A 22,998-nucleotide genomic window follows, 5' to 3' on the forward strand; every position below is an offset into this window, starting at 1 on the left:
CGTGCTCGACCACCGGCTGAGCAGTGACTACGAGGAACTCCGCCGCACTGTCGCGGAGTTCGCCAACGACGTGGTTGCGCCGAAGATCGGCGAATACTACGAGCAGAATGAATTCCCGTACGAAATTATTCGGGAAATGGGACGGATGGGCCTGTTCGGACTGCCCTTCCCCGAGGAGTACGGCGGCATGGGCGGCGACTACTTCGCGCTCTGCCTGGCCCTGGAGGAATTGGCCCGGGTCGATTCCTCGGTGGCAATCACCCTGGAGGCGGCGGTCTCGCTCGGCGCCATGCCGATCTACCTCTTCGGCACCGAGGAGCAGAAGCGCGAGTGGCTGCCGAAGTTGACGTCCGGCCAGATGCTCGGCGCGTTCGGCCTGACCGAGCCCGAGGGTGGCACTGACGCGGGTGGGACGCGCACCACCGCGCGCTACGACGCGGCCACCGACGAGTGGGTGATCAACGGCAGCAAGTGCTTCATCACCAATTCCGGAACCGATATTACCGGGCTGGTGACCGTCACCGCACTGACCGAACCGATCGCACATTCGAGTGACGAGGGCGTAAATAGCTCGCCTACGAGGGAAATCTCCTCCATTATCGTTCCCACTGGAACCCCCGGGTTCCAGGTGTCGAAGAAGTACTCGAAGGTCGGGTGGAACGCCTCCGACACCCGCGAACTGTCCTTCACCGACTGCCGAGTCCCTGCGGCCAACCTTCTCGGTCGCCAGGGCCGCGGCTACGCCCAGTTCCTTCGCATCCTCGACGAGGGCCGCATCGCCATCGCGGCCCTGGCCACCGGCCTGGCCCAGGGATGCGTCGACCAGTCACTGTCCTACGCCGGCACCCGCCGCGCCTTCGGCCGGCCGATCGGCGCCAACCAGGTCATCCAGTTCAAGCTCGCCGACATGGAGATGCGCGCACACACCTCCCGCCTGGCCTGGCGGGACGCCGCCTCCCGGCTGCTGCACTCCGAGCCCTTCAAGAAGGAGGCAGCCATTGCCAAGCTGTTCGCCTCCGAGGCTGCGGTCGACAACGCTCGCGAGGCGACCCAGATCCACGGCGGCTACGGCTTCATGAACGAGTACCCGGTCGCCCGGTTCTGGCGCGACTGCAAGATCCTCGAGATCGGCGAGGGCACTTCCGAGGTCCAGCGCATGCTGATCGCGCGCGAGCTCGGCGTGAACTCCTGAACCTCGCACTGACACAACCCTGCTGACGGCTCAGTACCTGCGGGAGCGTCCGGACCTGTCGTATCCCGGATCCACCTGCAGGTCGGTCCGCCGGTCAAGGTTGAAACAGCGGCAGAGCCGACGTCCTGGCGTCGGTGTCGATCTGGTCGTAGCGCTCCAACGCCAGTTGGAACGCGGTCGGCTGGATCCGCACCGCGCCGGAGAACGGCCCGCTCATCACCGCTACCATACTCACCCCGAACGCCACGGAGGCTCCCACGAAGCACATCAGCATCAGATTGCGTGTGTTGGCCATCAGGCCGATCACCGACGGCGTGGCCAGGACGAACACCGCGCCCACCAGTAGGCCACCGATCGCCACCACCGGCACGGACGCACGAATATCACCCAGTCGCGCGTTCCGCATGGCGTTGACGTCGGACAGGCTTCGCAGCACATCGGTCCGCACGCTCGTCGCCGCTGCGGTCTGCACCGTCGCGTGATCGACTGCGGCCCGCACCTCGTCGGCCGCCTGCCAGGCGGCCTGGCTACCGACGTCGTGCTGCATCGCCTTCCACTCGTCGTCGATCACCACCCTGGTGTAGTTCCGTAGCCGGTCCCGCACCAGCGACCGGTCGGCGGCCGGCAGCCCACCGGCGTTCCAGTAGGCCTCCGCGAGAGCCCGTGACTCCTCGTAGGTGTGCTGGCGGGCCGAGTTCAGCTGCTGCCAAGTGCCGGCGATGCTGAAGCCGAGGAACAGCGCGAAGAAGCCGAGGATCGCCGCCCCGGCAAAGGACAGCGCCTGCGGTGTCGTGGACCCCTCCCGCGCCCGCTTGGTCTGCCCCAGCAGCAGACCGATCACCAGCGCGAGCGCCGCGCCCGACACGGCGGCGATCGCGACGATCAGCATCGCCACCGCCCGTTCCCACTGCCCAGGGCACCCCGCACCGCACCGGGCCGCCTGCCGTGGACGGTCGCCAACGGCCGGACGGCGAACGCGCCCGCCTGCTGAGCACCGCTCCTTGACTCGACAACAGTTGCGCCATCGACGACCCCGCGCATCGACCGGTCGGCTACCGACCCGCCCCCGGCCGGTCGGATCATCTCTCCGTAGGCGATCACCGCCGCCACCGGCCCCGAACGGAGAACGCTGCCGCCAGCACGCACAGCACAGGAAGGAGAATCACCAACAGCAGCATCATCACCTGGGTGATGCCCCACGGGTTGTCCTCACCCTCCTGGGGCGTCCGGTCCTCGTCCCCGGCGGCCTGCGCCTGCCCGCCCGGCGATTGCCCGCTGCCCGACGCCCTCGATCCGGGGCTCGCACCCGCGAGCGTGCCCTGGTTCTGCCCTGCGGGTGCTCCCTCGCTCCGTCCTGCAGTCGCAGCCGAGGTCGGGCCGAATGCTGCCACCCCACCACTCACCAGACTCTCGCCGGGGTTCGTCGCGCCGACCCCAACCGGGATTCCGCCAGGCCCAGTTGAAGCGCCGACCGTACCCGGCGCCGCAAAGGGCGAGGCCGGCAGCGCGAAGGCTGTCCCGCCGGGGAGCAGCACCGGTGCTGCTCCCGGCAGGAACGGCGTCAGCAGCTGGCCTGCGGCGGCTGCTGCTGCAGGCTGCCCCGGGGCGGCGGCGGCCTGCTGCCCGGGCACGGCCGCAGCAGCCCCTCCGGCCGGGACGGGCACAGGAAGCAACCCTGCCGGGGCCGCCACTGCTCCAGCAGCTGCGCCGACGCCTCCGGCGCCAGGAATGGCGGCGCCGGGAGCCCCGACCGAACCCGCGCCGGCTCCTGCCCCTGCTCCAGCTCCGGCGCCCGCACCCACGCCAGCGCCAGTACCCGCACCCGCACCCGCACCCGCACCCGCACCCGCACCCGCACCCGCACCCGCACCCGGGATCGTGCCACCACCCGGGGCTGCGCCTCCGCCGGCCGAGGTGGACGCGGTCGGCGCTGTGGTCGTCGGGGTGGGGCTGAGCCCGTCGTACGATCCGGGGGCATCGGCGAAGACCTGGCGCGGTGCTTGGCGGTTGCCGTTCGAGTCGACGGTCTCGTCGTCCGCCAGGCCCCGGGCTTGCGCCGTGCCGGTCTGGTGGCCCGGGAGGGCAGTACCGGTTGCCTGGCAGTCGACGCTCTGCCCGGGGGTGAGGGTGTGGCCGCCGTCGGGGCCCGAGCAGCTCACTGGCCCGACATCGGGCAGCCCCTCGACCACGGAGATGTCGGTGATCGGGACATCGCCGAACGCCTCCAGGCGGTACTTGAGTTCAACGGTCCCGCCGACCTCGGCCAGGGCTCTCGACACAGCGCGGCGGGTACTCACGGACGGCGCCACCTCCCGCACGGACCGATGGGCGACGCCGGTGCCGGTGGGCGCTCCCACGCGGGTGAGGGCAAGACCGGCGGTGATGCCCAGGTAGCCGGCGGGTGCATCGGCGTGGGCCTGCGGCAGCCGGCCGGGGGGCTCGGTGACGGCCTCGGCAGTGGCGGTGACCTGGACGACCTGGAACCCACCCGTGGCCGTGAACGAGGCGGTGCAGTCGAGGCTGCCGCCCGGCGGGATGCTTCGGCCGGCATCGCATTGGGTTTGGCCGCCCGGCAGTTGAGGATCGTTCAGCAGCAGGTCGGCGAGCTGGTAATCGGCATGGTTGGTGAGGTGGTAGGTCCGGGTGGCCACCTCATCTGCGCGGAGTCGCACGCCGAGGTCGGCACTGGTGTTGGTGCTGACGCTGAGCGTCAGGGCGTCGCGCACCTCCCCGCCTCGGGTGGTGCCAGGTTCCGAAGTCCAGGCCCCAAGGACGGTCGGCACCAGTAGGACGGCTCCGACCAGGGGAGACCGGGAGCGGCCAGCAGGCACCGTCGCCGCGGCCCGCGATTTCTGAGCTAGTAAGCCGATATGACGATTGGTCATCTACGAATGCTTCACCACGTCCCGGTTCGGCGGCTGACGTGACGCACACCGCGACGCCGGAACGACTCACTCGGCCGTATCCAGCTGCCGGAAATCCCTGTGCCGCGAGCCGCCGCGAGCCGTCCCGCGCCGCGGGTGGCCGGTTCCTCCCGCCCTCATCCGGCCATGATCCGACAGTCGCGACAGCAGGTGTGGGCGGACGGCCCGAAGGATGCGGCGCGAGACAAGGCGAGACAAGGCGAGGCGGAAACGGGGCGGAAACGGGGCGCGGCCGGGTCGGTCAGGGGATGACGATGACCGGACGGTTCGCGCGGCGGGCGAGGCGGCCGGAGACCGAGCCGAAGATCTTCCCGAGCAGCCCATGGGTGCTGCCGACCACGATGGCGTCCGCGGCGTACTCCCGGCCGACCTCTTCGATCTCGTGGCAGATGTCCCCACCCCGTTCGACCAGGATCCACGGGACGCCGGAGAGGAAGTCGGCGCAGGCGAGTTCGAGGCCGAGGATCTCGGTGCGCTGGTCGGGGAGGTCCACGAAGACGGGCGGCTCGCAGCCGGCCCAGACCGTGGCGGGGAGGCGGTTGGCGACGTGGACGATCACCAGTCCGCACTGGGAGCGGCGGGCCATGCCGACGGCGTAGGCCAAGGCACGTTCGCTGGAGAGCGAGCCGTCGAAGCCGACCACCACGCCGTGCTGGAACTGCGGGTCGCAGGCGCGGGAGCCGTGCTCCTGGAGCTGCGGTTCCCCTTCACCGTCGCGGCGGCCGACGGTCGGACGGGAGCTGTCGGTCATCGCGTCCTCCGCAGTGCCGGATCGTGGGGCGGCGGCGGGATCAGCCGCCGGGCCGGGGGTGGCAGGAGTGGGGTGTCCCGGGCCGTCGGGCCCCGGTCGGTCCGGACGGCGCCGGCGGGCCGGGCGTCCGAACACGCCCGCGCGCCCGCCCCTGCGCCCACGCGGGACTGCCCAACTCGTCGAGCGAGAACGGCCGGAGGGGCCAGCGGCGCCCGTCCCGTCGGAACGCTCGGGCACGTCCTCGGCGGCTCGTCCAACCGCATCACCGCGTCCGCCCACATCACCGCATCCGCCCGCATCACCGCGTCCGCCCACATCACTGCGACCGGCCGCGTCACCGCGCCCGCGTCCGTCGGTGCCACCGTGTCCGTCGGTGCCACCGTGTCCGGCGACGTCTGGGCGGCGTGCCGGGTCGGCTCCCGGCGGGGTGCCGAGGAGCTCGGCAGTGGACCTGTCGTCCCGCGAACTGCCGTGGGCAGAACCGGAAGGCTCTCGACCAGCCATGGCTCAAAACTCTTCAACCGGGATGGGCCTGCACAGGGGGACACGGCGGCGGACCGCCCTGGCCCGGGGGAAGGCACGACCGCGGTGGCGGACCGTTCGGAAACGACTACCACCGTTGGCGACCTGTGCCTTTCAGAGTACGGCGCGGAATGGGCCGCACCCAGCGGCGAAGCCCTCGGTACGACCAGGTTCCCGCTTGTGGGGGAATCACACGCCGGCGTGTGCGCCCCTTCTGCGGCGGGTTCCATGGAGCTTGACCGACGAGCGCCGTACGCGCAACTGGGCAGGCACACAACGTGATCCGACTGTCATCGCCAGAGATCGTCCCTGCCCGTGGACGGTGCGGGTGAATGGTCAACACGGGCCGGGCAAGGCAGTTGGCGGGGCGCGGAAGGGGAATTCGGGTGATCACGGCCCGAGTTGGGGGCGTACCAGCCCGATTCGGCCAATTCGTGGGAATTCGATTCGCCTTTGGCAATTGCCACCTGCATATGGGGCGCCCGCTGGCACCATGCGAGACATGCCGCTGCTCCTGTTCGACCTCGACAACACCTTGCTGCCCAGGGATGCCGCGTTCCGGGCCTGGGCGGAGGACTTCCTCGCCGAGAACGGTCTGCCCGCCGGTGACCTCGACTGGTTGGTCATGCTCGACGGCAGCGGTTACGTACCGCGCAGCACCGTACTGGGCGCGGCAAAGCGTCGCTACGGCCTCGACCGGTCGGTCGAGTCGATGCTCGGGCACTACCGCCACGGCATCAACTCCCATATCAGCTGCCCCGATTCACATTCGAGCGCGCTACGTACGGCGCGCGAGGCCGGGTGGACGCTGGGGATCGTCAGCAACGGCGGGACGCTGCCGCAGTTGGAGAAGATCCGGCTCACCGGGCTCGCCGCCCTGGTGGACGGCTGGGTCATCTCGGAGGAGGCCCGCTGCGTCAAACCGGATCCGCTGATCTTCGAAATCGCGGCGCGGCGCTGCGGGTTCCGCCCGGTGGGGGACTGGACTGCGCAGACCTGGATGGTCGGCGACTACGGTCCGTCCGACATCGCGGGCGCGGAGGCCACCGGGCTCCGCAGTGTCTGGCTGCACCACGGCCGCCCCTGGGCCGAACGCGGCTACCGCCCGACCGTCAGCGCGCCGGACCTTCCGGAGGCGGTGCGCGTGATCCTCGGCACCGCCGAACACCCCATCGCCGAACACCCCACCGCCGAACACCCCACCGCCGCCCGGCACTTCGCCGCCCGGCACTTCGCCACCGGGGCAGCCGGCCGCAAGCGCCCGCCGCGCACCCGCCTCGCCATCCCGGCCTCCAGGTTGGCCCCGGCCCCCTCCCCCGCCCCGGACGGGCCGAAGGCGCCCCTCGCCCAGCCCGCATCGTTCACCGGGACAGTGCCGCTGATGCCTCTCGAGCCCGCCGCGCCGCCCGTCCGACCGTCCGTCGCCCAGGCGCAGGCTCGGCCCTCGGTTCAGGGCCACTGGAGCGACACCTCGGCCGCCGCCGGCTGAGGCGGGAAAGGCGCCCGAACTCCCGCCCGGTGAGCTCGAGTTACCACCAGCCGCGGTCGCCACGGAACCGACCGCGCAGGAGATCGACGGCCCATCCGGCCGACGCCACGCCCCAGGGCCGCCCAACACGCCTCCAGACCGCCCGAGTTGGGCCCACGGCGGCACCCGGTCGCCCGGCGGCCAGGCAGCGCGCCCGGGAGGGTGCGAGCGGCCCCTCCGCAAGGGGGTTGGATTCGGACGAATGTGCGGCACGGGCCCCAACGGGGTGGGTCGCCGGAGGGGTTGGCCGACCGATGGCGGTCGTGGGGCGGGTGGGGCCTGTGGGGCTGGAGTGGTGGGAGGGAAATGGGGGGTACGAAGTGACGGAGTGTGAGGTGGGAGGCGGTCGAAGGTGGCCGATTCGGGTTGCGCCGGGGGGCTGACGGGGCGCGGGGATCTTGGCTCAGGTGTGCGCTGTGGCGCATGGGAGGTAGGTTCGCGCCCCCGATTTGAACCGTATGTTTTCGGCCAACTTGCGGGCCCGACCCGCCGTTCGGGCAAAGCCGCAGCACACAGTGGCCGGCGGGTGCGCCGCTCGCGGGTAAATCATGAACAGGTCGTGCGACAACCAGCCACGGTTGTCCGCGCCCCCTTCACAGCGGGGTCGACGGGTGCCACGCTTCGTGATCGAATGCTTCACGCCAAATTGCCATGTCGACATAGCGTCGGATGGTGAACTTGTCACAACAGCAACGGTCCACCAAGTAGATTCGATCTTGGCTCGCAGAGCGGCAGCCGGGACCACCACACCACCGAGGGGGCTGGAGCGCCTTGAGCAGGGTGAGCAGGAGCGACGCGGGTCCTGAAGGCGGCCGCCAGCCGTCGGTCCTTCCCGGTGGTGGAGCGAGACTCGGCAAGTTCGTTGGTGCGGCTCCCGGTTCACTCGGCGCCGGTTCGAATGGACATCAGCCCTACGGCAGTAGCGGCACCTTGACGCAGAGTCAGTACGGCGCGACCTCGACTCAGCAGCCCCAGTCCACCACCGCCGGTCACGGCGGTCTCGCCGCCGCACCGTCCAACTCCTCGATCACTGGCGGCAATTCGGGCGGATCCGACGCGCTCGCCGCCACCGGACCGGGTGTGCTGGGTGCGCCGCGGAAGCTTGCGGGGCGGCGGCGGCGCGAGACGGTCGCGGTGCTGCTGTTCAGTGGGGCACCAATCTTCGAGAGCTCGATCCCGCTGTCGGTGTTCGGCGTGGACCGCCAGGACGCCGGAGTCCCCCGCTACCGCCTGCTGGTGTGCGCCGGCGAGGAGGGGCCGCTGACCACCACCGGCGGGCTGACCCTCACCGCACCGTACGGGCTGGAGGCGCTGTCCCGGGCCGGCACCATCGTGGTGCCCGCCTGGCGTTCGATCTCGCAGCCGCCGCCGGTCGAGGCCATCGCCGCCCTGCGCAAGGCGCACCACGAGGGGGCCCGGATCATCGGCCTCTGCACCGGCGCCTTCGTCCTGGCCGCGGCGGGGCTGCTCGACGGCCGTCCAGCGACCACGCACTGGATGTACGCGCCTACGCTGGCCAAGCGATACCCGCGGGTGCACGTCGATCCGCGCGAGCTGTTCGTGGACGACGGCGACGTGCTGACCTCCGCCGGTACCGCGGCCGGCATCGACCTCTGTCTGCACGTGGTCCGCAGCGACCACGGCGCCGAGGCCGCCAACGCGCTCGCCCGCAGGCTGGTGGTGCCCAACCGGCGCGGTGGCGGAGGTCAGGCCCAGTACATCGATCAGTCTTTACCTGAAGAGATCGGCAACGACCCGCTGGCCGAGGTGGTCACCTGGGCGTTGGAGAACCTCAACCAGCAGTTCGACGTCGAGGTCCTGGCGGCCCGCGCCTACATGTCGCGGCGCACGTTCGACCGCCGGTTCCGCACGCTCACCGGCAGCGCCCCGCTGCAGTGGCTGATCACCCAGCGGGTGCTGCAGGCGCAGCGGCTGCTGGAGACCTCCGACCTGTCGGTGGATGACGTCGCGCGTCGCTGCGGCTTCCGTTCCCCGGTGGCGTTGCGCGGCCACTTCCGCCGCCAGCTCGGGGTTTCCCCGGCCGCGTACCGGACCACCTTCCGGGCCCGGCGTCCGACGGCCGGCAGCTCGGCGATGCCCTCGGCGGGTGTCCCGGCCGAGCGGGCGGCGGGTGCGCTGGGCGGTCCGGGGGCGGGTCCGGGCGGGCACGGCCAGCAGGGCCAGGGCCCGGCCGGGAACACCGGGGTGACGCATGGTCAGGGCGCGGCGGGCGTGAACGGTCCGGGCACGGGCGGTTCCGGCCTCGGCGGTCCGGGCGTGGGTGGCCCGGCCGGTGCGGCGGGACGGCCTCGGCAGCGTCCGCTGGTGCCGTCGCAGGCCGGTCCGCCGGCGGGGGCGTTCGGTGCGCGGCTGCCGGAACGTCCGGGCGACCCGCGGTACGTCGCCCGCCCGGCCGGTGGCACGGGCGCGGGCGCGAATGCGGCACAGCCGGGTGGCGGCCCGGGCGGGCAGTCGGGCGTCCCGTACCCGAGCGCCCATCAAGGTCCCCCGCCCGCGCATGCGCACGCGCAGCCGTCGCCGGGCCAGCCGGTGCGGCCGAGTGCGGCGTACCCGGGCGGTCGCGGCTCGTCGCCGGCCGACCGGCCCGACCGTTCCAACCTGCTCGACGGTGCGGAGCGCGCCGAGCGGAAGGACCGGCCGGTGGAGCACGCGATCGCGGAGGACCCGGACGGCCAGCAGCCGAGCGCCCGGGGTCAGCGGGTGGCACACCGCCCGGAGACCGAGTCGGAGCGAGGGGCGCGCGGGACGGCGGACTTCGGTCCGGACGGCGCGCGTGCAGTGTCGGGGGCGCGCGACCGCGCCGTAGGCTGAGGGGCGTGAATGACCGCTTGGTATGGATCGACTGTGAGATGACCGGCCTCGACCTCGATCGGGACGCCCTGATCGAGGTCGCCGCCCTGGTGACCGACTCCGAGCTGAACGTGCTCGGCGAGGGCGTGGATGTGATCATCCGCCCGCCCGCCGAGGCGCTGGCGAACATGCCCGAGGTGGTGCGTGAGATGCACACCGCCTCGGGTCTGCTCGACGAGCTCGCGGACGGCCTGACCATGGCCGAGGCCGAGGAACGGGTGCTGGCGTACATCCGCGAGCACGTGCCGGAGGCCGGCAAGACACCGCTGTGCGGCAACTCGGTGGCCACCGACCGCGGCTTCCTGTCCCGGGACATGCCGGAGCTGGAAGGCCACCTGCACTACCGGATAGTGGACGTCTCCTCGATCAAGGAACTGGCCCGCCGCTGGTACCCCCGCGCCTACTACAACAGCCCGCAGAAGGGCGGCAGCCACCGCGCGCTGGCAGACATCCGCGAGTCGATCGCCGAACTCCGGTACTACCGCGAGGCGGTGTTCGTTCCGCAGCCCGGTCCGGACGGCGACACCGCCCGGGAGATCGCTGCCCGCCACCAGGTGCCCACCACCTGACCAGGGCTCGGGTCCGGGCGCTCCGGGAAACCCTGGCGCAAGCACCCCTCAGCATCCTGTAGAGTTCTTCCTGTCGGAGCGGGAACGCGAAAGCGGGAAAGCGCCGGACAGATGGTGGGCGTAGCTCAGTTGGTAGAGCACCTGGTTGTGGTCCAGGTGGCCGCGGGTTCGAGTCCCGTCGCTCACCCCATCGAAGAAGGGCCCTGGCCAAGGGAATTGGCCAGGGCCCTTCTTGCATTCCCGGTTGCACTGCCGGAACGGCCGCCCTGCCTGTCGGGCGTGAATTCAATACCGGCCCCCACCTCGAACGACCGCACACCTGACAGCACATCAGCGGGTCCTCGGCCGTACACCGGTCCTCTCCACCGTGGACGCCGAAGCTACCTGTCAGTAACATCGGCGCCATGACCACTACTGCGATCGGCCAGCTGCTCACCGACACCGTCCCGATGGTGAAGACCCTGCAGCTGGAGTACCTGGAGACCACCCCGGAGCGGGCCGTGCTGCGGCTGCCCGACCTGCCGGAGTACCGCAACCACGTGGGCGGGCCGCACGCGGGCGCGATGTTCACGCTGGCCGAGTCGGCGAGCGGCGCGATCGTGCTGGCCGCGTTCGGCGACCAGCTGGGCCGCGCGGTGCCGCTGCCCACCGTCGGCGAGATCTCCTTCAAGAAGCTCGCCCGCGGTGTGGTGACGGCCACGGCCACGCTGGGCCGCCCGGTCGCGGACGTGCTCGCCGAGCTGGACGAGGGCAAGCGCCCCGAGTTCCCGATCACCGTGGAGATCACCCGCGAGGACGGCGCCGTCACCGGCGTGCTGGAGATCGTCTGGACGCTGCGCCCCAACTCCTGACCGACTCGGGGCCCAGCGTCCGCCCACCGGCAGGGCCCACCCGCCCCGGCGGTCAGGCGGAGTCGCGGACGACCAACTCGGTCGCCAGCACCACCTGCCGCCGGGCCCGGCCGCGTTCGGCGATCTCGTCCAGCAGCAGCCGGGCCATGGTGCGGCCCATCTCCTCGATCGGCTGGCGCACGCTGGTCATCGGCGGGTCGGTGTGCCGGGCCACGATCGAGTCGTCGAAGCCGATCACCGCGACGTCGTCGGGGATCCGCCGGCCGGCGGCGCGCAGCACCTGCATCGCGCCGGCCGCCATCACGTCGGACGCGCAGAACACGCCGTCCAGCTCGGGCCGCCGTGCCAGGAGTTCGCGCATCGCGACCCGGCCGCCCTCCTCGGTGAAGTCGGCCAGGCCGACCAGTTCCTCGTCGTAGGGGTGTCCGGACTCCTCCAGGGCCCGGCGGTAGCCGCCGAGTCGGGCCTGGGCAACCTCCATGTCCAGCGGGCCGGTGAGGGTGGCGACCTGGCGGCAGCCGCGCCGCAGCAGGTGCCGGACGGCCATCCGGGCGCCGCCGGCGTTGTCGGCGTGGACGTAGCTGAGCGGTTCGAGGTCGCCGCGCCGGCCGGCCAGCACGGACGGGATCTCCAGGCTCTCCAGCAGGGCGGGCAGCGGGTCGTCGCGGTGCACCGAGACGACCAGGACGCCGTCCACCCGCTGGGCGGTCAGGTAGGCCGAGAGGCGTTCGCGCTCGCGCTCGTTGCGGACCAGGATCAGCAGCAACTGCATGTCGGTCTCGGCGAGTTCGGCCGAGACGCCGCTGATGATGTCGGAGAAGTACGGCTCGGAGAACAGCCGGGTCTCGGCCTCGGGGACGACCAGCGCGATGGAGTCGGTGCGCGAGGTGACCAGGGTGCGCGCGGCCCGGTTGGGGATGTAGCCGAGTTCCGCGATGGCGTTCTGGACGGCCTCGCGGGCCTTGGCGCTGACCCGGGGCGAGCCGTTGACGACCCGGGAGACGGTGCCGCGGCCGACGCCGGCCAGCGCGGCCACCTCTTCCAGGGTGGGGCGCGCGGTGGCTCTGCCGCCGGCGCCCGGGTGGAGCGCTTCGGGGCGCTGTGCGGTCGGGCTCATCGCTGCACCTCTCGGTCTCTGTGACGGATGGGACGGGCGGGGCGGGCAGCACAGTTCCGGCGGGGCCCGCCCGGCGCCCCACGGACTGTTCATTGTGGCCGGTCCCCCGCCGTTCACGACCATCCGGGGCGCACCGCGATCAGGGCCTGTCCGACCGATCGCGCCCGGCAGGATCGGCCGGACAGGCCCTCGTGCCGGGCGTCGCGACGGGGCGAAGGTTCCTGACGCGGCCCCAGGCACGGGGCAGCCCGAAGCCCCGCACCGCGCCCTACCCTCAACCGGCCGTGACCCCCCGAAAGCTCCGGCAACGTTTGCGCCGCCATGTCTTGACACCCGCCCCCGCGACCCAGCAACCTTCCGGCATGCCAAGTGTGGGAGCGCTCCCACACTGTAGCCAGAATCAGCGCACGAAGAACATCCCGGACCCACCACCCGGACAGAGGAGTTCACCCCCATGCGCACCACCTCCCGCCCGCACAGAGCCGCCGTCCTCGCCACCGCCGTGCTGGCCGCCTCCGCCCTGCTCCTCACGGCCTGCTCGTCCGGCACGGACCAGGCCGGCAGTAGCGACGCCAACGCGAAGGTCACCCTGACCGTCGGCGACTTCGGCACCTTCGGCTACAAGGAGGCCGGCCTGTACGACGAGTACATGGCCGCGCACCCGAACGTCACGATCAAGTACGACACCGTCCAGGACGGCCAGAAGTACTGGGACGCGCTGACCACGCACCTGGCGTCCGGCAGCGGCCTGGCCGACATCCAGGCGGTCGAGGTCGGGTACATCGCGCAGGCCGCCAACACGCTGGGCGACAAGTTCGTGGACCTCGGCAAGGCCGACGGCGTCGACCCGGCCAACTGGCTGGGCTGGAAGGCGAAGCAGGCCACCACCGCGAAGGGCGCACTGATCGGTCTGGGCACCGACATCGGCCCGATGGCGATCTGCTACCGCACCGACCTGTTCCAGCAGGCCGGCCTGCCCACCGACCGCGCCGAGGTGGGCAAGCTGTGGGCCGGCGACTGGTCGAAGTTCGTCGAGGCGGGCAGGAGCTACCAGTCGAACGCCCCGGCGGGCACGTTCTTCACCGACTCCGCGTCCGGCCTGTTCAACGCCGCACTGTCGGCCGAGCCCCAGCAGTACTCGGACGCCGACGGCAAGTTGGTCTACAAGACCAGCCCGGGCGTCAAGAAGGCCTGGGACCTGGCGGTCTCCGCCTCGCAGGCGAAGATCAGCGCCGGTCTGCGGCAGTTCCAGGACCCGTGGAACGCCGCGTTCGCGAACGCCAAGTTCGCCACCGTGGTCTGCCCGTCCTGGATGACCGGCATCATCAGCAAGTACTCGGGCGACTCGGGCAAGGGCAAGTGGGACGTCGCGGCCCCGCCGCTCGCCTCGAACTGGGGCGGCGCGTTCCTGACCGTCCCGAAGGCCGGCAAGCACACCAAGGAGGCCGCCGCGCTGGCCAGCTGGCTGACCGCGCCGGAGCAGCAGGCGAAGGTGTTCACCAAGGTCGGCAACCTGCCGTCCACCGTGGGCGGCCTGCGGCAGCCCGCCGTCCAGGGCGCCAAGGCCGAGTACTTCAACAACGCCCCGACCGGCCAGATCTTCGCCACCACCGCGCAGACCGTCACGCCGGCGCCGATCGGTGAGCAGGACGGCAACGCGAAGACGATCATCACCGACAACGGCGTCCTCGACATCGAGGAGCACGGCACCGACCCGGCCAAGGCGTGGAGCAACGTCACCAAGCTGGTTGACGACAAGGTCGGCCACTGACCCGGTCGCTGTCCCGGTCACCGACTGCCCGGCCGGGTCCGCCCACCCGGCCGGGCGCTGTTCCGCCGCCGCCCGCCACCCCGGGAAGGAAAACCCCCGTGGCCACCAACGCCACCCCGGCGCGCCCCTCCTGGCGCTCCCGCCTGTACCGGCTCGACCTGAAGGCCTCGCCGTACGCCTTCATCGCCCCGTTCTTCCTCTGCTTCGCCGCGTTCGGCCTGTTCCCGCTGATCTGGACGGGTTGGCTGTCGCTGCACTACGTCGACCTGCTGAAGCCGGACGTGCTGGAGTGGAAGGGCCTCGACAACTACACCCGGCTGTGGTCCAACGACCAGTTCTGGACGGCGCTGCGCAACACCTTCACGATCGGGGTGATCTCCACCGTCCCGCAGCTGCTGATGGCGCTGGGGCTCGCCCACCTGCTGAACTACCGGATGCGGGCCCGCGGTTTCTTCCGGGTCGCGATCCTCGCCCCGTACGCCACCTCGATCGCCGCCGCGACCCTGGTGTTCGTCCAACTGTTCAACCCGGACTACGGGTTCATCAACTGGGCGCTGGACGCGGTCGGCGTCCACCACACCAACTGGTACGCCGACACCTGGCCCTCGCAGATCGCCATCTCCACCATCGTCACCTGGCGCTGGACCGGCTACAACGCGCTGATCTACCTGGCCGCCATGCAGGCGGTGCCGAAGGACCTGTACGAGGCGGCGAGTCTGGACGGGGCGAACCGCTGGCAGCAGTTCACCCGGATCACCGTCCCGTCGATCCGGCCGACCATCCTGTTCACCGTCATCGTCTCCACCATCGGCGCCACCCAGCTGTTCGGCGAGCCGCTGCTGTTCGGCGGCGGGGTGGGCGTCTCCGGCGGCTCCGCGCACCAGTTCCAGACGCTGAGCCTGTACATGTACGAACTGGGCTGGCCGTCCCGCCAGTTGGGGCGGGCCTCGGCGGTGGCCTGGACGATGCTGCTGATCCTGCTGCTGATCGGCCTGGTGCAGTTCCTGATCGCCCGTTACCGCAAGCGCCACGAATCGGGAGCCTGAGATGGCCGCCACTCTGCCCTCACCCTCCGCGCGCAGAAGCCTGTTCCGCCGCGCGGCCGGCGACCACGACAAGGCCGGCCCGGTGGCCTACCTGCTGCTGGCCGTTGCCGCGGTGGTCTCGCTGTTCCCGCTGTACTGGACGTTCGTCGCGGCCTCGCACACCGGCGAGCGGGTGGCCCAGTCGCCGCCGCCGATGGTGCCCGGCGGCCGGCTGTGGGCGAACATCACCACCGCCTGGGAGCAGGCCGACATGGGCACCGCACTGCTGAACTCCACCGTGGTGGCGGGCTGCGTCGCGCTGTCCACGGTGCTGTTCTCCACACTGGCCGGTTTCGCCTTCGCCAAGCTGCGCTTCCGCGGCCGGAACGCGCTGCTCACCCTGGTGGTCGCCACCATGACGATCCCACCGCAGCTCAGCGTGATCCCGCTGTACCGGATCATCACGAAGCTGGACTGGGGCAACCACCTGCAGTCGGTGATCCTGCCCTCGCTGGTGGCCGCGTTCGGGGTGTTCTTCATGCGTCAGTTCCTGTCCGGGGCACTGCCGTTCGAGCTGATCGAGGCGGCCCGGGTGGACGGCGCGCACAGCCTGCGGATCATCTGGCACGTGGTGTTCCCGGTGGCCCGGCCCGCGATGGCGGTGCTCGGCATGCTGGTGTTCGTCCAGTCCTGGAACGACTTCTTCTGGCCCTTCGTGGTCCTCACCCAGCAGAACCCGACCGTGCAGGTTGCGCTGTCGGCGATCGGCGGCGGCTCCGGCCACGACATCAACCAGGCCGTGATCATGACCGGCGCACTGGTCGGCACCCTGCCGCTGCTACTGATCTTCGCCGTTCTGGGGAAGCACATTGTCGGCGGGATCACGTCCGGCGCCGTCAAGAGCTGACTCTCCGGAAGACCCCGGCACACCCGCCCTGTCCCCTCCTCAGCCATGGGAGCGCTCCCGAATGACTATGACCGATCCGTCCACCGCCGCCCGCACCGCCGGGGCCCCCGGGGTCTCCTTCCCGCCCGGCTTCGCCTGGGGCGCGGCCACCGCGGCCTACCAGATCGAGGGCGCCGCGGCCGAGGACGGCCGCACCCCCTCCATCTGGGACGTCTTCAGCCACACCCCCGGGAAGGTCCTGAACGGCGACACCGGGGACGTCGCGGTGGACCATTACCACCGCTTCCGCGAGGACGTCCGGCTGATGGCCGACCTCGGCCTCACCTCGTACCGGTTCTCGCTGTCCTGGCCGCGGATCCAGCCCACCGGCCGCGGCCCCGCCGTCGAACGCGGGCTCGACTTCTACCGGGCCCTGGTCGACACCCTGCTCGAACACGGCATCGCCCCCGTCGCCACCCTCTACCACTGGGACCTCCCACAGGACCTGGAGGACGCCGGCGGCTGGCCGGTCCGCGAGACCGCCCACCGCTTCGCCGAATACGCGGCACTCGCCGCCCGCGCGCTCGGCGACCGGGTGCCGCTCTGGAGCACCTTCAACGAGCCCTGGTGCAGCGCCTTCCTCGGCTACGGCTCCGGCGTCCACGCCCCCGGTCGCACCAACCCCGCCGACGCGCTCAAGGCCGCCCACCACCTCAACCTCGCCCACGGCCTGGCCGTCGGCACGCTGCGCGAACTGCTGCCCGCCACCGCGCAGATCGCCGTCTCGCACAACCTGCACCTGGTCCGCCCGCTCACCGACAGCGCCGAGGACCGGGAGGCGGCCCGCCGGATCGACGCGGTCGGAAACCGGATCTGGACCGGCCCGCTGTTCAACGGCGGCTACCCCGCCGACCTGCTCGCCGACACCGCCGCCATCGTCGACTGGGACGAACTGGTCCGGCCCGGCGACCTCGCGGAGATCGGCCGGCCGATCGACCTGCTCGGCCTCAACTACTACACCCCGACCGTCGTTTCGGCCCTCCACAAGGACACCGAGTCCGCGGAACCCACGCACAACGGCGGCCACGGCGACAGCGCGCACAGCCCCTGGCCCGGCGCCGAGGACGTGCGCTTCCACCTCGCCAACGACGACGTCACCGCAATGGGCTGGCCGATCGACGCCACCGGCCTGTCCGAGTCGCTGATCGGCATGCACCGCGACTTCGGCCTGCCGCTGATGGTCACCGAGAACGGCGCCGCGTACGAGGACGTGGTCGGCCCGGACGGCACGATCGACGACCCGGAACGGGTCCGCTACCTCCACCTGCACCTCGCCGCGGTGGCCGACGCGATCGCCGCCGGCGCGGACGTCCGCGGCTACTACCTCTGGTCGCTGCTGGACAACTTCGAGTGGGCGTACGGCTACAGCAAGCGCTTCGGCATCGTGCACGTCGACTACGAGACCCAGCGGCGCACCCCCAAGTCCAGCGCCCGCTGGTACGCGGAGGTGATCCGGCGCGGGGGGCTCGGCTGAACCCTCATCGACCGCCACCCGATGTGACGGCGTGTGAGCGACGGGCGTGACCGGCGGGGGTCCCGCTCGTTCTCCCCTGGTGTGCGAACCAATCACGCGAAGCGGCCGAGACGTTCGGACACCCCCCGGCACCGGTGGGGCCGGCCCCGGGCGGCGGTGGCGGCGGGCGGGGTGCTCGCCGCCCAGATACTGGGCCTGATCCTCGGCGCCACCGACGCCCACGCCACCGGGAGCGGCCGGACCGGCCCCGCCACCCGCGCCCTCACCCCCGGGCCGGCCGTCCCCGCCGCCGAACGCGGCCTGCTCGGCGGCCCCACCCCCACGCTGGACGGAGCGGTCGGCGACCTCGGCGCCGTCCTTCAGGGCGAACTCCCGCTCCCCGGCCAGCACTCGAAGGGTCCCGACGCCTTCGCCATCGCCGCCCGCCTGCTCTCCACCGTCCCCTCGCAGGCCCGCCCCGAGGACGACCGCGCCTCCCGCGAACGACCCGTCGAACCCGCCGCCAAGGCCCCGGCCCCGCGCACCCCCGACGACCCCGCCGCCGAGGCCACCCCGCTCCCCACCCGCCGGCACGTCGACAACCTCACCACCACCCGCGACCGACTCCCCCCACCCCCCGACCCCACCCCCGAGCACGACGCCGCCCTCAGCCTCACCGCCTCCCCCGCCGACCCCGACGACAACGGCTCCACCGCCGCCGTCCTCCTCCCCATCGCCGCCGGCCTCCTCCTCACCGCCGCCGCCACCTACAAACACCGCGGCCTCCCGCGAGGACACTGACCGTTTCCCCACTCAACCGGTGTCGCCGACCAGCGCCGACAGAGACAACGGAGGCACTGCATTCGTCGGCGACGAAGGGAGGCAGGAAGGATCATGAGCGTTGCCACTTCCGATCACTACGGGCCGTGGACGGTCGAGGACGTCCTGGCACTGCCCGAGGACACCCGCCATCGCATCGAGCTTGTCGGGGGTGCGCTGCTGATGAGCCCGAACCCCGGTGTTCCCCACCAGCGGGCGAGTTTCCGTCTGGCGATGCTCCTGCATGCCGCGATCGCCGCGGCAGGCGCGCCGTTCGAGGTGCTGGAGGCCGTCAACGTCCTCGTCCCGGACGGCCTGCTGATCCCCGACCTGGTCGTCGTCGATGCCGCCGCAGCCGCCGACGCCGGTGCCACCCTGCACGCGGACGATGTCGTGGTGGCCATCGAGATCGCGTCCCCGTCCACCCGGGTCATCGACCGCAGGACGAAGCCCAGCCTCTGCGCGGCAGCGGGCATTCCCCACCACTGGCGTCTCGACCTCGCCCCCGTGCCGCGCCTGCACCTCGGGCGGCTGGACCACGGCGACTACCTCGACCGCACCGCCCAGCCCGGCGAGAGCATCGCGCTCACCGAGCCGTTCCGGCTAGATCTGGACCTGGCCGTGCTGGTGCGCTGACCGCCCGTCAACCGGTCAGCCGAAGGCCTTCGGGGGTGGGGCCGGGGAGGGGACGGCTTCGGTGTCGGGGACGGGGGTGGCGCCGGCGAGGAAGTCGGTGAGGTCGCGGGCGTGGAGGAGGCGGGCCTGGGCTGGGTCGGCGGCGAGGCGGCGGGTGAGGTCGGTGAGGGGGAGGGGGGTGTGGGCGGCGGCCAGGACGAGGTTGCCGAAGCGTTTGCCGCGCAGGACGGCGGGGTCGGCGATCAGGCAGACCTCGGGGAAGACGGCCAGCAGGGTCGCGGCCTGGGCGCGGGCGAAGGCGAGTTGGCCGCCGTCGGTGATGTTGGCGGTGTAGCGGCCGGTGCCGGTGAGGGCGCGGGCGGCGAGCTGGGCGAATTCGACGGTGGCGCAGTGGGCGGGGACCCGGGCTCCGGCGAAGACGTCGGCGATCACCAGGTCGGTGGAGCCCTCGGGGGTGCGGTCCAGGACGGCGCGGGCGTCGCCGCCGCGGACCCGGATCTGCCAGGTGCGGTCGAGCGGCAGTTCGGTGCGGACGAGTTCGGTGAGCGCAGTGTCGATCTCGGCGACCTGCTGCCGGGAGCGTGGCCGGGTGGCGGCCGTGTAGCGGGCCAGGGTGAGCGCGCCGCCGCCGAGGTGGAGCACGGATATCGGCTGCCGGGCGGGGGCGGCGAGGTCTATCAGGTGGCCGATCCGCCGCTGGTACTCGAAGCCGAGGTGGGTGGGGTCGGCGAGGTCGACGAGTGACTGCGGGGCGCCGTCGAGGACGAGCTGCCAGGCGTGCGGCCGGTCGCGGTCGGGGCGCAGTTCGGCGGTGCCGGAGGCGACGGTGGCGGTCAGCGGGCCGTCGGTGTGTGCGCGGCCGGGGACGGCGGGGGCGGGGTTGGTACGTGAGCGGCCCATAGGCCCATTATCCGATGATCACCCAAACCATGACCGCGGAGAACGAGGGGGCCGCACCGGAACCGGCTCAGAGCGGGCCCAGGCCACCCGCCGTGAGCGTGGTGGCCGCTTCGCAGAGCGCCGAGCGGAGCACCCACGCGTCGGTGGGGCGGGCGCAGGGCTGGGCGCCGGCGGGCGGGATGATCCAGCGCGGGTCGGTGGGCGGCAGCAGGTCGGCCCCGGGGGTACAGGTCGAACCGGGCAGGTGCCAGCGCAACGCGGTACCAGCCGGGACCAGAAAGGCGATCGCCGAACCGCCGGAGCTCTGCTGAACGGCCCCGCACGCCCGCCGCAGCCGGAGGATGTCGACCGCTTCGAGCCCGTGCCGGACCTGCACCGTCACCGTGTCGTACTGCGCGACCCTCCCGGTGACTCCCCCGCCGGGACCGGCGCCGGTACAGGCCGAGACGGCCGACGGGACGGGCAGCACGGCGGAGGCGGGCAGCACGGCGGGGGCAGCCGGGCGGCGGTACTGGGGAACTCCGGTGGCCATGGGGGACCTCCTGTCACCTGGGGTCGCGTGAACGCCGGGTGGTGCTCCGCCACCTGGTCGGGCGGCGGGGGCCGGCACGGGAGGGGGCCCGTACCGCCGGCGTCCATGTATCAGGACAACGCGCGACCACCCGTCCAGGCCACGGCTTCCTTTACGGCAAGCCATGGCATTTCATGGCGGAACGCGGCAACTGCGTCCGTATTGTCCACAATTGACCCGACCCGGCCCGGCAACTCGCCGTGTACGCCAAGTAACTACGGGTACTGTCGTGGCGACGCGACGGCCCTCACCCCGAGACCGGCGCGACCGCGCCGGTACGACCTCGGAGTGCAGCATGGCAGCCACGCGGACCGGCGGGCCCCGGCCTGCGACCGTCCCCAACCAGGCGATGCGGGAGCTACGGGGCGATCTCTCACCGAGGGAGTTCGCCACGCTGGTCCGCCGGGCCGCCCGGGAGATCGGCGAGCACGTGTCCTGCGACGCGCGCTACGTCGGGCGGGTCGAGGCCGGCGAGATCCGCTGCCCCAACTACGCCTACCAGCGGGTGTTCCGGCACATGTGGCCGGGCAAGTCGCTGGCGGACCTCGGGTTCGCCCCGCGCAAGACGGTCCGCCGCCGCCCGCCGAACACCGGTCCGAACACCGGTCCGGCCGTCGAATCGACGGCCGGACCGGCCGGCCACCCGGCCGCCGGACCCAACACGCAACCATCCAGCGATCCGGCCGCCGGACCTGCCACCCCGGCGGGCCCGCCGGACCTGTCGCACCGGCCCGACGAGGAGGACGACGACATGCTTCGCCGTACATTCCTGAACGGCTGCCCCGTCGCGGTGGCGGCCGCGCTCGGCACGGACCAGTCACCGGCCTCGGCGGCCGCGCCGCCCCAGGCCCCGGCCCCGACCCTGCCCGCCCCACCGCTGTCCGAGCGCCGCCGGGTCGGCGCGGCCGAGGTGAACGGCGTCGAGCAGGCCGTCCGCGACATCCGGCTGCTGGACGACGTGCAGGGCGCGGACGCCCTGTTCGAACTGGCCGGCCAGTCGCTGCGCAGCGCCTACGTGCTGCTCAACGACGGCGAGTACAACGCCGAGACCGAACGCCGGCTCCAGCGCGGCGCGGGCGAACTCGCCATCTCGGTGGGGTGGTTGGCGCACGACTCGAACCGGCTGATGGACGCCAGGCCGTTCTACTCGGAGGCGCTGGCGACCGCCCGGATGTCCCAGGACACCGCCCTGGAGGCGCACGTCTTCAGCAACAGCTCCTTCCTGGCCCGGGACTCCGGCCTCCCCCGGGAGGCGCTGCGGACGGCGCAGGCCGGGCAGGCCGCGGCCGCCGGGCTGGGCTCGGAGCGGCTGCTGTCGTTGCTGACGCTGCGCGAGGCGAGCGCCTGGGCGCTGCTCGGCGACCGGGGGGCCTGCCACCAGGCGCTGTCCCGGGCGTACGCCCTGTTCGACCGCGGGCCGCGGGACGCCGACCCGGAGTGGATGTCCTTCTTCGGGGAGGCGGAACTGGCCGGCCAGGAGGCGCAGTGCTGGTCGGCGCTCGGCGAGTTCGGGCGGGCGAGCACCCGGGCCGAGCAGGCGGTCGGGCTGCAGCACCCGCACTTCGTCCGCAACCGGGCGCTGTACATCGCCGAGTTGGCGCACGACCGGCTGGGCCGGGGCGATCTGGCGGGCGCCGCCGTGCAGGGGACGGAGGCGGTGGGGATGCTCGGCCAGGTCCGCTCGGCGCGGATCCGCGGCATGCTGGCGCACACCGCGGACCGCCTGCGCGGGCACTCCTCCGTCGCGGAGGTGCGGGAGTTCCTGGAGACCTACGACGGCACCGTGGCGGCCTGACTCACCGTCGGGCCGCTCACCGCCCGGCCACCTCGCGGAGACCGTCAGGCCTTCTCGAGGTGGCTGTGGTCGTTCCAGATCTCGACGGCGGGCAGCCCGTACTCCCAGGACAGCACGGAGAGCGAGGCGGTGCCGAGCTTGAAGCGCTGCGCGTACTCGGGGGGAAGGCCGAGCCAGCGGGCGGTGAGGATGCGCAGCAGGTGGCCGTGGGCGAACAGCACGACCTCGCAGTCGGCGCAGTGCATCGTCGTGGTGTCGGCGTCGGGGACGCCGTGCCGCCCGTTGAGTTCGGCGAGGAAGGAGTCGACCCGGGCGGCCACCTCGGAGAGCTTCTCGCCGCCGGGCACGCCGTCGCGCCAGATCAGCCAGCCGGGGTGGTCGGTGGCGCGGATGTCGGCGCCGGTGCGGCCCTCGTACTGGCCGTAGTCCCACTCCAGCAGTTCGGGGCGGTCCACGGCGCGGTCGCCGAAGCCGGCGAGTTCGGCGGTCTCGCGGGCGCGGGAGAGCGGGCTGGTGTAGACGGCGGCGGTGGGCAGGCCGTGCCACGGGGCGCGGCCGAGGCGCTCGCCGAGGGCGCGGGCCATGTCGCGGCCTGCGTCGGTGAGCGGGATGTCGGTGCGGCCGGTGTGCTGACCGGTGGCCGACCAGGCGGTCTCGCCGTGGCGGACCAGCACGATACGGGCGGGCATGGGGCTACCTCATTCGACGTGGGCGCGAAGGGAGCGCGGGAGCTTCGAGGACTGCGGTGCGCGGCCGC

General features: G+C 72.2%; 18 protein-coding genes, 1 tRNA gene and 1 pseudogene. 13 read left to right on the top strand and 7 right to left on the bottom strand.

Features of this window, described 5'->3' with window-relative positions; translation table 11 throughout:
- Position 1: 1 nt before the first annotated feature.
- The gene (locus ACFYS8_RS30775; RefSeq protein ID WP_387647247.1) at positions 2-1,192 is read left to right on the top strand and encodes an acyl-CoA dehydrogenase family protein; all 1,191 of its coding nucleotides are present in this window, start codon (positions 2-4) and stop codon (positions 1,190-1,192) included.
- Between the two features lie 94 nt (positions 1,193-1,286).
- On the opposite strand, the gene ACFYS8_RS30780 is transcribed toward ACFYS8_RS30775, so the two are convergent.
- The 3 genes from ACFYS8_RS30780 to ACFYS8_RS30790 all read right to left on the bottom strand — a co-directional run bounded on the left by ACFYS8_RS30780 (position 1,287) and on the right by ACFYS8_RS30790 (position 4,867).
- Positions 1,287-2,087: a hypothetical protein gene (locus ACFYS8_RS30780; protein WP_387647249.1), complete on the bottom strand. Its 801-nt coding sequence runs from the start codon at positions 2,085-2,087 to the stop codon at positions 1,287-1,289.
- A gap of 202 nt (positions 2,088-2,289) precedes the next feature.
- The gene (locus ACFYS8_RS30785) at positions 2,290-3,918 is read right to left on the bottom strand and encodes a hypothetical protein (RefSeq protein ID WP_387647251.1); all 1,629 of its coding nucleotides are present in this window, start codon (positions 3,916-3,918) and stop codon (positions 2,290-2,292) included.
- 439 nt (positions 3,919-4,357) lie between these two features.
- Positions 4,358-4,867, bottom strand: coding sequence for a universal stress protein (locus ACFYS8_RS30790; protein ID WP_380483760.1), 510 nt, complete (start codon positions 4,865-4,867; stop codon positions 4,358-4,360).
- Between the two features lie 1,024 nt (positions 4,868-5,891).
- Between ACFYS8_RS30790 and ACFYS8_RS30795 the strand changes: the two genes are divergently transcribed.
- From ACFYS8_RS30795 to ACFYS8_RS30815, 5 genes and pseudogenes are all read left to right on the top strand, one after another.
- On the top strand, positions 5,892-6,878 hold the full coding sequence (locus ACFYS8_RS30795) for an HAD family hydrolase (RefSeq protein ID WP_387647255.1): 987 nt from the start codon (positions 5,892-5,894) through the stop codon (positions 6,876-6,878).
- Between the two features lie 1,119 nt (positions 6,879-7,997).
- Positions 7,998-9,072, top strand: a pseudogene (locus ACFYS8_RS30800) (helix-turn-helix domain-containing protein); the annotation flags it as partial.
- Between the two features lie 682 nt (positions 9,073-9,754).
- Positions 9,755-10,357 carry an oligoribonuclease gene (gene orn, locus ACFYS8_RS30805; protein WP_387647258.1) on the top strand — a complete coding sequence of 201 codons (603 nt, stop codon included), beginning with the start codon at positions 9,755-9,757 and terminating at the stop codon, positions 10,355-10,357.
- A 114-nt stretch (positions 10,358-10,471) separates the two neighbouring features.
- Positions 10,472-10,547: transfer RNA gene (locus ACFYS8_RS30810), tRNA-His, on the top strand.
- Positions 10,548-10,761: 214 nt separating this feature from the next.
- Positions 10,762-11,208, top strand: a complete 447-nt coding sequence (locus ACFYS8_RS30815; RefSeq protein ID WP_073815179.1) for a DUF4442 domain-containing protein — start codon at positions 10,762-10,764, stop codon at positions 11,206-11,208.
- Between the two features lie 52 nt (positions 11,209-11,260).
- Here the strand turns inward: ACFYS8_RS30815 and ACFYS8_RS30820 are convergent, their stop codons facing one another.
- Entirely contained in the window at positions 11,261-12,325 is a 1,065-nt protein-coding gene (locus tag ACFYS8_RS30820; RefSeq protein WP_387647259.1) for a LacI family DNA-binding transcriptional regulator, read from the bottom strand.
- A 454-nt stretch (positions 12,326-12,779) separates the two neighbouring features.
- Between ACFYS8_RS30820 and ACFYS8_RS30825 the strand changes: the two genes are divergently transcribed.
- The 6 genes from ACFYS8_RS30825 to ACFYS8_RS30850 all read left to right on the top strand — a co-directional run bounded on the left by ACFYS8_RS30825 (position 12,780) and on the right by ACFYS8_RS30850 (position 18,975).
- Positions 12,780-14,096: an ABC transporter substrate-binding protein gene (locus ACFYS8_RS30825; RefSeq protein ID WP_387647260.1), complete on the top strand. Its 1,317-nt coding sequence runs from the start codon at positions 12,780-12,782 to the stop codon at positions 14,094-14,096.
- A 98-nt stretch (positions 14,097-14,194) separates the two neighbouring features.
- Positions 14,195-15,142, top strand: coding sequence for a carbohydrate ABC transporter permease (locus ACFYS8_RS30830; RefSeq protein ID WP_387647262.1), 948 nt, complete (start codon positions 14,195-14,197; stop codon positions 15,140-15,142).
- Between the two features lies 1 nt (position 15,143).
- A complete protein-coding gene (locus tag ACFYS8_RS30835) occupies positions 15,144-16,028 on the top strand; it encodes a carbohydrate ABC transporter permease (protein ID WP_387647263.1) in 885 nt (294 codons plus the stop codon).
- Between the two features lie 61 nt (positions 16,029-16,089).
- Positions 16,090-17,541, top strand: coding sequence for a glycoside hydrolase family 1 protein (locus ACFYS8_RS30840; protein WP_387647264.1), 1,452 nt, complete (start codon positions 16,090-16,092; stop codon positions 17,539-17,541).
- Positions 17,542-17,622: 81 nt separating this feature from the next.
- Positions 17,623-18,321: a hypothetical protein gene (locus ACFYS8_RS30845; protein ID WP_387647265.1), complete on the top strand. Its 699-nt coding sequence runs from the start codon at positions 17,623-17,625 to the stop codon at positions 18,319-18,321.
- 93 nt (positions 18,322-18,414) lie between these two features.
- Positions 18,415-18,975: a Uma2 family endonuclease gene (locus tag ACFYS8_RS30850; protein ID WP_387647266.1), complete on the top strand. Its 561-nt coding sequence runs from the start codon at positions 18,415-18,417 to the stop codon at positions 18,973-18,975.
- Between the two features lie 15 nt (positions 18,976-18,990).
- On the opposite strand, the gene ACFYS8_RS30855 is transcribed toward ACFYS8_RS30850, so the two are convergent.
- A complete protein-coding gene (locus ACFYS8_RS30855) occupies positions 18,991-19,875 on the bottom strand; it encodes a spermidine synthase (RefSeq protein ID WP_387647267.1) in 885 nt (294 codons plus the stop codon).
- A 67-nt stretch (positions 19,876-19,942) separates the two neighbouring features.
- Positions 19,943-20,407: a hypothetical protein gene (locus ACFYS8_RS30860; RefSeq protein ID WP_387647269.1), complete on the bottom strand. Its 465-nt coding sequence runs from the start codon at positions 20,405-20,407 to the stop codon at positions 19,943-19,945.
- Positions 20,408-20,741: 334 nt separating this feature from the next.
- On the opposite strand from ACFYS8_RS30860, the gene ACFYS8_RS30865 reads away from it, so the two are divergent.
- On the top strand, positions 20,742-22,241 hold the full coding sequence (locus ACFYS8_RS30865; protein ID WP_387647270.1) for a tetratricopeptide repeat protein: 1,500 nt from the start codon (positions 20,742-20,744) through the stop codon (positions 22,239-22,241).
- Positions 22,242-22,285: 44 nt separating this feature from the next.
- On the opposite strand, the gene ACFYS8_RS30870 is transcribed toward ACFYS8_RS30865, so the two are convergent.
- A complete protein-coding gene (locus ACFYS8_RS30870; RefSeq protein WP_387647272.1) occupies positions 22,286-22,930 on the bottom strand; it encodes a histidine phosphatase family protein in 645 nt (214 codons plus the stop codon).
- Positions 22,931-22,998 lie beyond the last annotated feature (68 nt).

Source organism: Kitasatospora sp. NPDC004615 (assembly GCF_042873545.1).
In the GTDB taxonomy this organism is placed as follows: Bacteria; Actinomycetota; Actinomycetes; order Streptomycetales; family Streptomycetaceae; genus Kitasatospora.

What these genes read in the sequence shown, in the direction of transcription:
- ACFYS8_RS30865 (WP_387647270.1), top strand. Translation starts at nt 20,742, where the DNA reads ATGGCAGCCACGCGGACCGGCGGGCCCCGGCCTGCGACCGTCCCCAAC.
- ACFYS8_RS30795 (WP_387647255.1), top strand. Translation starts at nt 5,892, where the DNA reads ATGCCGCTGCTCCTGTTCGACCTCGACAACACCTTGCTGCCCAGGGAT.
- ACFYS8_RS30850 (WP_387647266.1), top strand. Translation starts at nt 18,415, where the DNA reads ATGAGCGTTGCCACTTCCGATCACTACGGGCCGTGGACGGTCGAGGAC.
- ACFYS8_RS30860 (WP_387647269.1), bottom strand. Translation starts at nt 20,407, where the DNA reads ATGGCCACCGGAGTTCCCCAGTACCGCCGCCCGGCTGCCCCCGCCGTG.
- ACFYS8_RS30820 (WP_387647259.1), bottom strand. Translation starts at nt 12,325, where the DNA reads ATGAGCCCGACCGCACAGCGCCCCGAAGCGCTCCACCCGGGCGCCGGC.
- ACFYS8_RS30840 (WP_387647264.1), top strand. Translation starts at nt 16,090, where the DNA reads ATGACTATGACCGATCCGTCCACCGCCGCCCGCACCGCCGGGGCCCCC.
- ACFYS8_RS30825 (WP_387647260.1), top strand. Translation starts at nt 12,780, where the DNA reads ATGCGCACCACCTCCCGCCCGCACAGAGCCGCCGTCCTCGCCACCGCC.
- ACFYS8_RS30870 (WP_387647272.1), bottom strand. Translation starts at nt 22,930, where the DNA reads ATGCCCGCCCGTATCGTGCTGGTCCGCCACGGCGAGACCGCCTGGTCG.
- ACFYS8_RS30790 (WP_380483760.1), bottom strand. Translation starts at nt 4,867, where the DNA reads ATGACCGACAGCTCCCGTCCGACCGTCGGCCGCCGCGACGGTGAAGGG.
- ACFYS8_RS30835 (WP_387647263.1), top strand. Translation starts at nt 15,144, where the DNA reads ATGGCCGCCACTCTGCCCTCACCCTCCGCGCGCAGAAGCCTGTTCCGC.
- ACFYS8_RS30815 (WP_073815179.1), top strand. Translation starts at nt 10,762, where the DNA reads ATGACCACTACTGCGATCGGCCAGCTGCTCACCGACACCGTCCCGATG.
- ACFYS8_RS30855 (WP_387647267.1), bottom strand. Translation starts at nt 19,875, where the DNA reads ATGGGCCGCTCACGTACCAACCCCGCCCCCGCCGTCCCCGGCCGCGCA.